Source organism: Embleya sp. AB8, from assembly GCF_049739465.1.
Taxonomy (GTDB): Bacteria; Actinomycetota; Actinomycetes; order Streptomycetales; family Streptomycetaceae; genus Embleya.
Genome location: NZ_JBMHHY010000014.1, coordinates 191,824 through 205,886, shown reverse-complemented (window position 1 = coordinate 205,886; position 14,063 = coordinate 191,824). Strand labels below are relative to the sequence as shown.

7 protein-coding genes are annotated in these 14,063 nt (G+C 70.7%); 2 read left to right on the top strand and 5 right to left on the bottom strand.

What is annotated here, in order from left to right:
• Positions 1–150 precede the first annotated feature (150 nt).
• The 3 genes from ABIA38_RS22375 to ABIA38_RS22365 all read right to left on the bottom strand — a co-directional run bounded on the left by ABIA38_RS22375 (position 151) and on the right by ABIA38_RS22365 (position 5,332).
• The gene (locus tag ABIA38_RS22375) at positions 151–2,916 is read right to left on the bottom strand and encodes an immune inhibitor A domain-containing protein (RefSeq protein ID WP_424640525.1); all 2,766 of its coding nucleotides are present in this window, start codon (positions 2,914–2,916) and stop codon (positions 151–153) included.
• 434 nt (positions 2,917–3,350) lie between these two features.
• Positions 3,351–4,190: a hypothetical protein gene (locus ABIA38_RS22370; protein WP_424640524.1), complete on the bottom strand. Its 840-nt coding sequence runs from the start codon at positions 4,188–4,190 to the stop codon at positions 3,351–3,353.
• Complete coding sequence (locus tag ABIA38_RS22365; RefSeq protein WP_424640523.1) at positions 4,187–5,332, bottom strand: sigma-70 family RNA polymerase sigma factor; 1,146 nt, start codon at positions 5,330–5,332, stop codon at positions 4,187–4,189. The genes ABIA38_RS22370 and ABIA38_RS22365 overlap by 4 nt, the downstream gene beginning before the upstream one ends.
• A gap of 971 nt (positions 5,333–6,303) precedes the next feature.
• Here ABIA38_RS22365 and ABIA38_RS22360 point away from each other — a divergent pair.
• The gene (locus ABIA38_RS22360) at positions 6,304–7,560 is read left to right on the top strand and encodes a hypothetical protein (protein WP_424640522.1); all 1,257 of its coding nucleotides are present in this window, start codon (positions 6,304–6,306) and stop codon (positions 7,558–7,560) included.
• Here ABIA38_RS22360 and ABIA38_RS22355 read toward each other — a convergent pair.
• Positions 7,538–9,646, bottom strand: coding sequence for a tetratricopeptide repeat protein (locus ABIA38_RS22355; RefSeq protein ID WP_424640521.1), 2,109 nt, complete (start codon positions 9,644–9,646; stop codon positions 7,538–7,540). The two genes, ABIA38_RS22360 and ABIA38_RS22355, sit on opposite strands and share 23 nt — an antisense overlap.
• A gap of 539 nt (positions 9,647–10,185) precedes the next feature.
• Between ABIA38_RS22355 and ABIA38_RS22350 the strand changes: the two genes are divergently transcribed.
• Positions 10,186–11,865, top strand: a complete 1,680-nt coding sequence (locus ABIA38_RS22350) for a hypothetical protein (RefSeq protein ID WP_424640520.1) — start codon at positions 10,186–10,188, stop codon at positions 11,863–11,865.
• On the opposite strand, the gene ABIA38_RS22345 is transcribed toward ABIA38_RS22350, so the two are convergent.
• The gene (locus ABIA38_RS22345; protein ID WP_424640519.1) at positions 11,843–13,909 is read right to left on the bottom strand and encodes an NB-ARC domain-containing protein; all 2,067 of its coding nucleotides are present in this window, start codon (positions 13,907–13,909) and stop codon (positions 11,843–11,845) included. The genes ABIA38_RS22350 and ABIA38_RS22345 overlap by 23 nt on opposite strands.
• Between the last annotated feature and the right edge of the window lie 154 nt (positions 13,910–14,063).

The window sequence follows — 14,063 nt, the reverse complement described above, 5'->3', positions numbered from 1 at the left end:
CCTGTGATCAACAGCTCTGCCGTTAACGGAAGTTGACGTGCGGTGGAGGATCCGGCGACCTGCGGGACGGCCGACCGGATCCCGCACGCGTCGGCCCCCACGACCCAAGTGCGGTCGTGGGGGCCGACGTTGCCGGTGCCCGATGCGCGGCTACTTCCCCGAGGGGGCGATGAACACGACGGCACCCTGGTTGTCCGGAAGCGGGGTGAGCGGGAATACGGTCACGCCGTATGCCTTGTCCCACCCGGGATTTCCGGAACCGAGCGTGGAGGTGGAGAACGGCTTGCCGTAGTTCGCGAAGTCCGGCGAGCCGTCCGGCTTGGTCACCCTGGTCGAGTACGGCGCCCGCGCCGGGACCACCGTCGAGCCGTACGCGTCCTTGGCCACGAACCCGGTCCCGCTCGCCTCCGCGCCCGGCGCGTAGCCGAGCGCGTCGGTGAAGAACCGCACCGGCGCCTGCTTGTCGAACGACGCGCAGTGGTCACCGGTCACCCGGCAGGCCCGGAACGGCGAGGTGTCCCGGAAGCCGAAGGCCGCGTTCGCCGACTGCACCCGGGTCTCCAGGTTGGCCCCCGGGGCCGCCGGGGCGTCCGGGAACCGGTAGGGGTCGGGGTGCGAGTCGACGAGGAGCAACTCGCCCTTGGCGCCCCACGACGGGGCCTTGTCGAGGAAGTTGGCAACGCCGTTGTTCTCGTACTCGTCCGACCTGAGCCACACCAGCAGGCCCGGCGCGTTGTACGCGATCTTCTCGCGCTTGCCGTTCTCGCCGAACGTGTAGGTGTACTTCAGGCCCTGGTCGAACCCGGAGGTGTTGCGCCACTCCAGCAGGTAGTACTGCGCACGATTGAACGTTCCGTCGGTCTTGACCCAGCCGGCGCCGCGTGTACCGGAGGTCGAACCACCCTGCGCCGTCCAGCCGTTGTCGCCGCCCTCGACGTCGTCCGACCACACCGTGGCAGTGCCGTTGGTGAGCGAGAAGTCGTCGGCGAGCCAGCCCTTCCACTGCGTCGCCGCGTCCGTGTCGACGCCCAGGCGCAGCTTGACGTTCTGCCCGGCGTACGGCGTCAGGTCAACCCGATCGTGGCGCCAGCCGTTGGTGGAGCCGGTCAGCCCGGTGGTCTTGCCGAATCGGCGTAGATTTCCGTTGGGATCCGGGTAGTTCGGCGGGGTCGACACGAGCGTGCCGGCCTCGTCCCGGACCTCGAGTTGCTTCCAGGTGGTGCCGCCGTCGGTGGAGACCTCGACGAAGCCGAAGTCCCAGTCCTCCTCCAGGGCGTAGTCGCTCCACCATTGGAACTTCACATCGGAGCCGGTGGGCACCGCGATGTCCCGGACGAGTTTGACGTCCGCCCAGTTCTGGTCGTTGCTGGAGTACCACGCCTTGCTGCCGCTGTGTGGCGTGCTGAATCTGATCACCTTGTCCGGGAGATTGACCCGGACCGCCTGTTGGGTTCCTCTGGGCGTCTTGGCCGCCTGCCCGATGGTGACCAGTTCGGGACTGCCGCCCGTGTTCACGACCTTGGGCGTCAACCAGCCGAGCGTGTACTTGGACCACGCGCTCATGTGCGCGGGCATCGATTGGAACAGCGGGCCGGAATGCGATCCGCTGGCCATCAGGTCCCAGAAGTTGACGTCGGATGAGCCGCCGCTGAAGTTGTCGTACAGGTCCGGCAGACCGAGGTCGTGGCCGTACTCGTGGGCGACCACGCCCACGCCGGAGTCCTCCGGCTGCACGATGTAGTTGGCGATCTTCACCTTGGTCCCGGGGACCGTGTAGCCGTTGGGCACCGAACTCGAGTGTGCCCAGATGGCGTACGAGCCCTCGGCGCCGCCGCCGGCGGACTTGTCCTTGCCCGCGTGCACCAGGACCAGGTGGTCCACCACGCCGTCGGGCTCCTGGGTGTTGCCGTTGTGGTTGGCGTCGCCCGGGTCTTCCTTGTCGTAGTCCGCCCACGGGAAGTTCGGCTGCGCCTTGGCCAGCGCGTCCACCGCGTCGATCGCGAGCTGGCCGGCCCCCAGCGGGTTCTTCGGGTGGCCGCCCATGTCCTGCATGCGCTGGCCGCAGCGCCCGGCGGCGTACCACGCCTCGGAGTGCGGGACCTTGATCCACGGGGTGGCGGTGCCGGTGACGGTGTACTTGCCGCCCGACATCTCCTCGTACATGTTCTTCATCGTGTAGCCGGAGAGGTCGATGCCCGGCTTGCCGTCGGGACCGGTCAGGTCCTTGCGCATACGTTCGGTGATGCCCTCTTTGGTGTAGAGCATCTTGTTGTAGTGCTCGGGGCTGAAGTTGGCGGTCCACTGCGAATTGTTGTCCCGTCCGGTGAGCGCCGGGTCGGGGATGGTGTTGTGCAGTGGCCCGTTCTTGAGGGTCCCGGGCGGTTCGACCACGCACGAGGCGTCGTCGACGCTCTTGCGGCGATTGAAGCCGGAGAAGTCGTCGTTGGCCTGGTCGTTGAACTCGACCAGGATGGTCAGCAGCTTGGCCTCCTGCTTGGCGCCGACCGCCTTTCCACTGCCCTCGGCCTTGAGCTGCTCCGGGCTCTTGCCGGTGCGCCTGGACTCGGCTTCCAGTCGTCGCAGCTGGGATGCGGCGCGTGGGTTGCCTTCGTGGTTCTTGTTGCCGATCTCCTCCTTGGCCCTGCGTGCCTTCTCGTTGGCCGGGAGCTCGGCGTCGATCGGGTCCTTGCGGCCGTCCTCGGCCTCGACGGTGTTGAGGTATTGGTCCTCGGGGCCGGGATTCCACACGGCCTTGGTGGTGTCCACGCGCGCGGTCGCGGCGGACGAGGTGGCACCGGTCGCCGTCGTCAGGCCCGCGACCGCGAGCACCGAGACGGACAACAACGTGACCGGGCCACGAAAGCGCCGGATGCCTCGCGGCGGAGTTCCGCCGCGTCCGGGTATCGCTCGACTCAAGATGGTCCCCCTTCCGCCCGGAAGGTGATCCCGGACGCGAAGCGACGCCGATCAGGGTGCTGTGGTGCTTGTGGTGCTGTCCGCGCCCACGACGTCGAGCTGATTCGGCAGGACCCGACGCACGGTTCCCATCGACCGTCGGGTCACGACGGTCGGGGAAATCGGGCCGGGCGTCCGGACACTAGAGGCGGGAGTGACTGGAGAGGCAGGGGAAGCTTGGGTTTCTTTGCTTAGACTTTACTTAATTATGGATGGGGCGTGTCCCGTTTGGGAGGCGAAGTGGGGTGATTTTGTGCCGGCGAGGCGGTAAGGGATCGGGGGCCGTGCCGACCGGCGCCGGCCCCGGACCGGCCGGGGATGGCGAACGGCCGGGCGGCGTCGGGTGGATGCCGCCCGGCCCGTTGTCGGGGTTTGTGCGTCGGTGCCGGTCGCGGTCAGTTGCGGGTCGGGCAGGACGTACGTGGGGTGCGGCGTGGCGGGCGGGTGGTGGGTGTCGTCTGTACGTGGGATTTCAGCCACGCGTGGGGTACGCAGACCTCGCCGTAGTCGGGGTCCTCGACGCCTCTGATGCCGGGTTCGACCCGTGCGACGTAGGTGTCGGCGAGGGGCTCCGGGTCGTCGGGGACGGACTGCGGTACGGGCGCCGGGGTCGGGTGCGGGTCGGGGGTGGGGATGCCTCGGGTCCAGAACTCGGCGTCGTAGGGGTCGTTTTCGGCGCAGTGGTGCAGGACCAGGAAGCGCATCGCCTCGGCGTCCTCGGCGCCGGCGCCGAACCGCCACCAGAACGCCGCGGGTTCGGTCCGGCCGGTGAGGTAGAGCAGGCAGCCGAACACGACGCCGCCGGCCGGGGCACGATGGTCGACGAACTCGGTCAGGAGGGTGGCCGTGTCGGGACGGGCGACCACGAGGCGGCACAGGTGCTCCAGCTCGACGGCGGCTCGGGTGCGGATGGTCTCGCGGGAGCCCGGAGTCGCGGTGGTGGGGTTGGTAGGAGCGGTGGGGTTGGTAGGGGTGGCGGGATCGATCGGGGTGTCGGGGTTGGTCGGGGTGGTGGGATTCGCGGCGGTCACGGCGCTCGCGACGTACCCCTTGTTTCCGCCGTTTCCGGTGTTTCCGGTGTTTCCGGCGGCGGGTGCCCGGATCAGCTCGGCTGCGAGGCGTTCCTGGACGATGCGCGAGGCCAGGCGTTGGAGGGCCGCGGCGGGGTCGTAGTCGGCGAATGCCTCGTCGAGGGTTCGGCGTTGCTCGCGCAGTGCGCGATCCAGGGAGTTCATGTGGTCTTTCCCTCGGGGGGATGGGGTCGGACGGGGTCGTAGGGCACGGTTCCCCGCTGTGCGGCGGCGAGTTCGCGGCGGGCGGCGTGGACATGCGAGCGGACGGTGGAGATGGTGATCCCCAGGTATGCGGCGACTTCGGCCGGCGGGACCTGCATGACCAGGTGTAGCCACGCGCACGCGCCACGTTTGGGTGGCATCAGCGAGATGGCGCGGTGCACGGTGTGGAGTTCGGGTACGAATGTGGCCGGGTCGGCGGAGGCGGCGCGGGCGGACACGACCTCGGGCGCCGAGGGGGCCGTGAAGTCGACGCTGATCTCCCGGCGGTGGACCGCCCGGCGCTGCCAGTCGACGGCCTTGTGCTTGAGCATGCGGTAGGCCAACGCCTGTGGTGGGCTGGGATGTTGGACCAGCAGGTTCCACCGGACGCACATCGCCAGCATGACCTCGGAGACCACGTCCTCCGCGTCCTGGCGCAGCGGCCCCAGGCGGCGGCGGGCGAGCGAGGTCAGGGTGGGGCGGTAGGCCCGGGCGAACTCGACGAACTCGTCGGCCCAGGGCAGCTCCACGGGAAGTCGCGGGCCGTCGTCGGCATTTCGGTGGGGCGCGACGGCGTGGCGGACGCGGGCGCATTGGGCGGCGTGGTCGTCGAGGTGTTCCATCAGGAGCTTCACCACCGCGTCGATCGGCGGGCCGGGGGCGCGCAGCAGTTCGGCCCAGTCGCGGTCGACGACGACCATGACGTCCTCGACGGCCTGGACGGCGTCCGCCACGGAGCCCAGGGATCGGTACGCGAGGCGGGTCAGGGTGGGGAGGTGGGTCCGGGCGAACGTGTGGTAGTCGTCGGGTAGGTAGCGGGTGAGGTCGATGGCGCGGATGCCGCCCGGGGTTTGGGGTTGCCGCGCCGGGTCGGAGGTATGGGGTCGGGAGGCGATCCCGCTCGCCCCGGGGGCCGTCGCGACGGGGTCCTGCGGGTCGACCTCGGCGAACACATCGAGATCGGCGAGATCGGCCAGATCGTCGAAGTCGGTTGCCTCGTCGAGGGTTTGGAACACATCGAGGCGTTCCAGACCGAGCGCCCGGATCTCGGCGTCGGTGGGGTCGTACCAGTGGGCGTCGACGCGCTCGGGGGACTCGCTCACAGTCCGCCGCCCTTCGCACGCGCGGAGCGCGTGGCTCGGAGGCCGTAGCCGGGGCGGCCTCGGTGTCGGGACGGCCCGGCCGGACGCGCTGCGGGGACGCCGAGGGGTGTACGCGAGACGACGGCGAGCACGCCTATGAGGAGCCAGAGGCTCCCGGCGCCGGTGGGCCCGGTAATGCCTATCACGGGGCGTTCCTTCCGAACGATTGATCCGCACGCACCGCCCGTCCGCCATGGGCGTGCGCCCGGCGCACAGGAGGGCGTGCGGAGACCTGCGGTGCCTTCGCGGGTATCTCGTTCGGGGGGCGTGCGATGTCCAACGCGAGTCGCAAGATCTTTTACCGGGGCACGGTTTGGCCGGGAGCGCGGTCTACTCGCGAGGTGGTTCGGTGCATCGTCGTCGCAGGTCCGGGGCGGTGGGCTAGGGTCTCTCGGATACCGGCGGCATGGGGGGATGGATGCTCGGGATGCCTTGGGACGGTCCGGTCGCGCTTCCGGTGGGTGCGGCGGCGGACCGGTGGTTGACGATACGGCCCGAGCGAGTCGTCCTCGGGGTCATCCACAATGTGACGTCCGCGACTCGGCTTCTCGATCTTTTGCGTCTTTTCGATGGCGACCGACGAATTCAGGTCGTTTTCACGTGCACCGGCTCCTCGGCATTCGAGCATGGCATCCAGGAGTTCATTCGCGATCAGGGAATCGTGTGCCTGCCGTGGGATCAGGCCATTTCCCGGAAGTTTGATCTGGCCATCACGACGAGTCGGGGCGGTGAATTGCATCGGATAAAGGCACCTATTATCGGTACGCCACATGGAATGGGCTACAATAAGATACTGGCCCGGGAAGCCGGGAAGCCGGGAAGCCGGGAAGCCGGGAAGCCGGGAAGCCGGGAAGCCGGGAAGCCGGGAAGCCGGGAAGCCGGGAAGCCGGGAAGCTTTTGGTTTGACGGCGGAGTGGCTTACCCACGACGGGGTGGTTGTCCCGTCCGCCGTGGTCCTGTCGCATGCGGAGCAGTTGCCGCGACTTGCCGAGGGGTGTCCGGAGGCGTTGCCCGCGGCGGTGGTGGCCGGGGATCCGTGTCTGGACGAATTGCAGGCGAGTGTGCCGTTTCGGGACGATTATCGCGCTGCCTGGGGTGTGCTTCCGGGGCAAAAGCTCGTGGTGATCTCGTCCACCTGGAGTGGGGAGTCACAGCTCGGTAAGTCGTGGCGCCTCCTCGTACACGCGTTGGCGACGCTGCCGCGTGACGAGTTCAGGGTCGTGGCGGTGGTTCATCCCAATGTCTGGTACGCGCACGGGCCTTGGCAATTGCGCTCCTGGCTGGCGCCCCTGCAATCCGCCGGATTGATTCTTGCCCGGCCGGAGGGCGACGGGTGGAAGGCCGCACTCGTGGCGGCCGACGCCGTCATCGGCGATTACGGATCGGTGACCTTTTACGGCGCGGCCCTCGGCCGGCCCACGCTGCTGTCGGGAATGCCCGCCGACGGTACGTTGGCCGAGGCCTCCCCCATCGCGCGCCTGCTCCCGTTGTTGACCCGGGTGAATACCGAACGGCCGCTGCCGGAGCAGCTCGACGAGGCGGCGCTGCGGACGGCCACCGATCCGCGTATCGCCGAAGTCACCGCGGGCGCGTCGTCCCTGCCCGGTGGGTCCGCTCGGGTGTTGCGCGAATTGTTCTACGACCGGCTGGGCCTGCCCGAACCGGCCCGGTCGGTGCTGGTGGGGCCGGTGGAGTTGCCCGATGCCCGGTCCGAAGTCGGGCCGCGGCGCTCGCCGTTGATGCCGGCGACGATGTCGGCCGCCGGCGTCGAGGGTGACGAGGTGACGGTGCGCCGCTATCCCGAGAACCTCGCCGCCGGGACCGACGTGCACCTGACGGATGCTCATCTCGTCGCGGACGCGGCGGAGCCCGATCCGGAACTCCGGCTCCAGGCGGATGTGCTCGTGGGGCGGTCGCCGGCCACCGAGGAACACCTCGTGGGCCTGTTCCGCGCGCACCCGGGTTGCTGGTTGGCCGTGTTGCCGACCGGTCCGCGCGCCTGCCTCCTGGGCACCCGGCCCGGTTGGCGCGCTCGGGTCGGTTGGGAGTGCGACGATCCCAGGATGTCCGCGGCGGTCGCCGGCTCCGCCGTCTACGGCCGACTGGCCGCCGGGGGTGATCCGAGCGCACCGCTGTCGGTGCGGCTGGGGGACCTCGTGGTGCCGCTCAGCCTGACCGTAGTGCGCTGACCGCGGCGCGCACCTCCCCCGCGCGGGAGTCGCCGAGTTGCTCGTACAGTTCCGCCGCCGCCAGCCACGCCTCGCCGGCCGCCTCGATCGCCCCGGATCCGGCTCGGGCACTGCCGAGCAGGTGCAGGATGCGGGCCTGTTCGTGCCGTACGCGGTTGTCCCGCATGTGCGGCAGCGCCCGGGACAGGGCGGTCGCGGCCTCGTCGGGTCGGTTGGCGCGCAGGTGCGCTTCACCGAGGCTGGTGAGTACGCGTGCCTCGTTGTACGGATCGGGGATGGCGATGAACGCCGCACGGGCGCGCTCGAGTTGAGCCACCGCCGGGGCGTCCTGGCCGCTGAGCGCCAGGGCCCGCCCGAGGTGGTGGGTGAGCAGGGCCCGGCCGCGCGGGTGGTCGACGCCGTCGAGTGCATCCACGGCGTCCGCGAAGTTTCGGGCCGCCAGGGCTGGTTCGTCGGCGCGGAGGGCGAGCAGGCCGAGCGACTCCAGTGCGCTCGACGTGGTGCGGGCATGGCCGATGCGCCGGGCTCGGCGCAGCGCCTCGGTGAACCCGGTGCGGGCTTCGGCTTCGTCGTCGGCGCCGGCGTTTCGCTCGAAGTAGGCGAATCCCAGGTGTAGTTGCATGCGCGCGTGGGCAACCGGGTCGCCGGCCTGCTCGGCGGCGCGCAGGCCCAGCGTGTAGGTCTCGATCCAGTCCGCAAAGTGCCGGCGCATGAAGAACAGGCCCCACAGCGCCTCGCACAACTGCCATGCCTCGGCATGTCTGCCGGTACGCGCGGCCAGGCGCACTGCGGCAACCAGGTTCTCCCGGTCGGCTTCCAACGCGTCCAACGCCGATCCGGGATCCGGGTAGGCGGGATTGGCCGAATAGATCGGATCGGCGAAGGCGGGGCCGTGCCGCCACCGCGAACTCACCACCCGATCGGCCTCGACCGCCCGCTCCAGATAACCGCCCACGATCCGGTCGACGGCCGCCTCGCGCTCGGCCGCGGACGCCTCGGCGGCCTGATCGGCCGCGTGCGCGTGGACGAGGTCGTGCATCCGGTAACGCCCGGTCTCCGGCCCGGTTTCGAGCAGGCTGGCTCGGACCAGGGCGTCGAGGAGGCGTCGGGTGGCAGCCGGGTCGAGGCCGCCGGCGCAGGCCGCGGCCCGGACGTCGACGACCGGCGTCGGATGCAGTCCGAGCTGGCGGTAGAGGCGTCGGACGTCCTCGGGCAGGGGTCGGTAGGAGGCGTCGAAGACGGCGCGTACCGAGATGTCGTCGTCCGGCACCGAGAGCACCTCCCAGTCCGTGGTCGAACGGCCGTCGCCGCTACGGCGATCCAGGGCGGACACCGCGTCGGCCAGCGAGGCGTGCGCCTGTTCGGCCACCTGTGCCCCCATCACCCGCAATGCGATCGGCAAACCCCCGCAAGCGCGGGCGAGTTCGGGCGCCGAGGTGGTGTGTCCGGTCATCGCGGTGAGCAGCGCGGCGGCGTCGCCTTCGTCGAGCGGCTTGACCGGGACGCGGATCGCGCCGTGGCTGGCGGTGAGACCGGCGAGGGTGTGCCGGCTGGTGACCACGACGAGGCTGTCCGGGTGGCCGGGGATCAGGGGGCGTACCTGCGCGGCGGTCCGGGCGTTGTCCAGGAAGACGATGACCGGCTGCGCCGCGGTCAGGGAGCGGAAGTGTTCCGGGAGCCGTTCCGGGTCGACGGGAATGTCCCGGGGCGACACGTCCAGGTCGCGCAGGAATCTGTCGAGAACGGCAGTGGGTGATCTCGACGCGTCGGGATCCTGGCCGCGCAGGTCGATGAACAGGTGGTCACCGGCGTACCGATCCCGGATGTCGGTCAGCCAACGCAGCGCGCTCGCGGTCTTGCCGACGCCGCCCATGCCGGTGAGTACGACGATGGTGGGGCCGCCGGGCCGGCTCGACGCGGCTTCGAGCAGGCGCAGTTCGGCCACCCGATTAACGAAGTAGCCGACCATGCCGCGTAGTTGTCGTTGCGGATCGCGGACGGTTGGCGCGGCGTGCACATGGGCCACGCGCGCCTGGACGACCGCGCCGAATCGGCCGCCGCTGATCGTGTTGTGCGTCTCGTCCATCGATCCCCCGTCACCGCCACCGTCACCGACACGCCACGGACAGACACCATGATGCCGGACGGGCGCCGGTTGTATGGCTGCTACGCCGTCCGGGTTCCGGGTCCGGCGCGGCCACTTGCCACCTCGGCGGGTCCGGGGCAGGCGCTCCGGTCGGCGAGGTTTCGAACGCACGTGGCAGGCGGTTTCGTACAACACCACCTTCCGGCCGTACGCCGTTGCTCTACGGTGGATCAGCACAGCGCCGATGGGGTGGAACGGAACGCGGATCGGAAGGTTGCGAAGCGGTTTGAAAGACGGTAGGGCGACCCTAGCCGCGAGCCGCGAGCCGCGAGCCGCGAGCCGCGAGCCGCGAGCCGCGAGCCGCGAGCCGCGAGCCGCGAGCCGCGAGCCGCGAGCCGCGAGCCGCGATGGGGATGTGCGTGCGCTAGTCCGACCGGGGGTGCGGTTTGTCGGCGCATGCCAGTGACCCGTTGCGGGTGCCGGTGGGGGCGGATTCGGCGCGATGGAAGACGTTCTCGGGTCGGCATACCGTCGTAGTGGTGACCCGTACGGTGACCTCGACCGTGCGCGTTCTCGATGTCGTCTCCGAGCTCTTCCACTCGGCCCCGGAACTCGATCTGGTCTTCACGCACGATCGCGGCTCGGCGTTCGACGACGGCGTGTACGAGCTGCTGCGCAGCGTCGGTGGCCGGATCATGCCCTGGGCGCAACTTCCGCACATTGCCTGCGATCTGCTCATCACCGCCACGGAGAATTCCGAACTGCCCGCCGGGGATTGCCCGGTGCTCGTGGTGCCGCACGGCGTCGGTTTCCACAAGCACGTCCCCGACGCGCGTCGGCCGGGCGAGCGGGTGTCCGGGGTGGTGCCTCGCGAACTCCTCGACAGCGGCCGGGTCTGGTTGGCCATTTCCCATCCCGATCAGGCCGAGCAATTGGAGGCGCTGCACCCCGGCGCCGCCGAACGCACGATCCTGGTCGGCGATCCCTGCCATGACCAGTTGCTGGCCGGCCGGCGGATGCGCGAGCGGTATCGTCGCGCGCTCGGTGTCGCGGACGGGCAGCGGCTGGTGGTGGTGAGTTCGACGTGGCGCGACGAGTCCTTGATCGGTCGAGGTCCCGCGCTGCCCGCCCGGCTGCTCGGTGCGCTGCCCGTCGACGAGTACCGGGTCGCGCTGATCATGCATCCCAACGTCTGGTTCGGCCATGGCCCCGGCGCCGTCCGCGCACTCCAACGCCGGGCGGTGGACGCGGGGTTGTTGCTGATTCCGCCGACTCAGGGTTGGCAGGCCACGCTGATCGCCGCGGATCTGCTCGTCGGGGACCACGGGTCCGTCACGCTGTATGGCGCCGCGCTGGGCCTGCCGCTCCTGCTCGCCGCGTTCGGCGACGAGGCCGTCCCGGGCACGCCGATGGCGGAGTTGGGCCGGCTCTCCCCCTACCTCGATCCGGCGGACGGCCTGCGGGCCCAGGTGGACCGGGCCGTTGCGAACCACGATCCGGATCGACTCGTGAAGGTCGCGGACGGTGCGTTCGCCGTGCCGGGACGGGCCATGCGGCTGTTGCGGACCGCCGCCTACGAGTTGCTGGGCCTGCCCGAGCCGGCCGGCCGGCCACCGGCGCCGCTGGCCTTCCGTGACCCGGTGCCGGAGGACTTCGCGGTCACGGCGTGGTCGGTGGTGACCACCATGGGCGGGGACGGTTGTACGGTCGACACTCGTCGTTTTCCGGCCTCGGTGGCCGAGGAAGTCGCGGAGGTTGCGGAGGTTGCGGGGGCCGTGGCTGCCCCGGATGCCGAACCCGCCGAGGCGGAGGGGGTCTTCGTACACCTGGCCTGCGACGAGGACGAGTTGGACAGCAAGTTGGCCGAGAGTGCCTCGGTCCTGACGAAGCATCGGCCGGCCCGCACGGCGGTGTGCGCGGCGCGGTGGATCCGCGATACCTTCGCCCACTTCCCGTTCGGCCGGCTCGCCGCCGCGACCATCGGCGACGAGGAAGGCCCGGGCGTCGGGTACGAGTTCGTGGTCGGGCTGTGGGACGGGCGACTCGTGGAGGTGGTGACCACCGGAGCACCCACCGACCCGGGACATGCGGCGGCCGTCGTCTACGCGCGGCTTCGGGCCGGCCTCCCGATCGACGACGTGACGGTGCAATTGCGGATCGGGCCGCGTGGGTCGGACGTCGCGCTGCGGATCCGGCCTACCCGGTGGAGTCGCCGGTAGCGTCCAGCCGTTCCCGGACGACCGCGGCTCGCGGGCTGCCGCCGGCGGCGTAGATCTCGTACGCGCGGTTCAGGTGTTCCGGTACCGCCGCGCGATCGCCGGCGCGTTCCTCGATGTCCGCGAGCGATTCGAGTGCCTGGGCCTCGTAATGGGATGCCTCGACCTTCCGCAGGCCCGCGATGGCTTCGCGCAGCGTACGCGCCGCCTGCGTCGAGTCGCCGAGGCGGTCCTGGACCCGGCCGAGCGAGGCCAGCGCACGTGCGGTCATCCGGGCATCGGGCACGGCGCGCAACCGGTCCACCGCGTCCTGGAGGGTCGCCGACGCGGTGCGCCGGTCACCGCTCGCGTCCTGGGCGCAGCCCATGAAGTAGATCGCCAGCGCGGCGCCGCGCTCCTCGCCCGCCTCCTTGTTGAGGGCGATCGATTGCCGATACACCTCCACCGCGCGGGCCGGGTCGATCCGGTCCCAGTAGCGGCCCAGGAACTCCAGGACGGACGCCCGGAGTACCGGGTGTCCCGACTCGTCCGCGCCGGCGACCGCGGCGGTCAACTCGGCCCGGGCGCGCTCCGGTTGGTCGGTGTCCAGGAGCGGTCGCGACAACATGCTGCGCAACCGGGCCTCGGCGGCCGGGTCGCCCTGCGCGGCGGCGGCTTGCGCGCCGAGCGTGCAGGTCTCGATCCAGTCCGCGAGATGGCGGTGGTGCAGGTACAACACGACCATCGCCTCGGCGAGTTGCCACACCTGCCGATCCAGGCCGCCGTGTTCGGCGGCGGCGCGCAGTACGGCCAGGGCGTCGGCCCGTTCGGCGGTCAGCCAGGCGAGGGCCCGCGTGCGCGCGTCGCCGCCGGCGAAGGGATCGGTGCGCTCGCGCAGGAGCGTCCGGTGATCGGCGATGCGCAGCCGCTCGCCCATCACGGCTCGGTCGGCGAACGCCGCGCAGGTCAGGTAGTGCTCGACCACTCGACTCAACAACGCCTCGCCCGCGCCCTCGGGTTCGTCCTGCCCGGCGCAGTCCCGCGCATGTAGGCGGGCCAGCTCGTGCAGGGCGTACCGGCCGTCGGTGGCCGGTTCGTCGAGCAGGCCCGCGCCGTCCAGTACGTCCAACAGGTCCTGTGCCTGCCGCTGCTCGACATCGGCGGCGACGGCCGCGGTCGGCACGTCGAAGGTACGACCCGGGAGTAACCCGAGGCGGCGGTACAGGCGTGCCGCGTCGGATGGCAGATCCCGGTAGGCCAGCGTGAACACCGCCGACACCGTGCGCTCCCCTCGCATGGACAGTCCGGCCAATCGCTGCTTCTCGTCCGCGAGTTCGGCCGCCAGGTCGGCCATCGTCGGTCGCCGTCGATGGGCCAGCCGGGCGGCCACGACGTGCAGTGCCACCGGCAGTCCGGCGCACAGTTCGACGAGGCGGTCGGCGGCCTCCGGTTCGGCCCGGACACGTTCCTCGCCGCACAGCGCCGCGAGCAGATGCCGGCCGGCGACCGCGTCGAGTGGCGGCAGGGGCATCAACCGGGCACCGTCGAGCCGCAGTTCGTCCAGCGCACGGTTGCTGGTGACCAGTACGGCGCTGCCGGGGGCCCTGGGGACCAAGGCGCTGACCTGGGCGGGTTCGGTCACGGCGTCCAATACGACCAGGACGCGCTGCTCCGCCGTCAGGGTGCGAAACAGCGCGGCTCGCTCGTCCAGGGTGGCCGGCAGGTATTCCTCGGCGACGCCGAGGCTGCGCAGGCACTTGGCCAGGCCTTCGGAGACGTCGCCACCGGCTCGGTCCCGCAGCGCCGAGTAGTCGACGTGGAGGTCTCCGCCGGGGAAGCGGTCCCGCATGTTCTCCGTCCACCGGCGGGCGATCGAACGTTTGCCCACACCCGGGAGCCCGCTGAGCACCGCGATCCGCGGCGAATCGGCGGCCGGTGGCACGAGCCAGCCGTCCATCCCGGACAGGTGCGCCGTACGGTTGACGAACACGGCGGCGCAGGCGGGTACTTGGTGCGGGGTCCTGGGTGTCGGGCCGGGGTGGGGCGCCTGGTGGTAGGTGATGTTCATGCCTCCGTGCACCGCGCCTGCCTGGATCACCGGCCCCGCGTGGTTGCCCGCAAGGGTATTGGCCACCGTTCGCGGTCGGGTCGGATCGTCCTCGGGTCCCGTTGCGCCGCCTACCACTGGTGCCTCGCTCTCATGCCTCGCGCGTCGGCCGGCG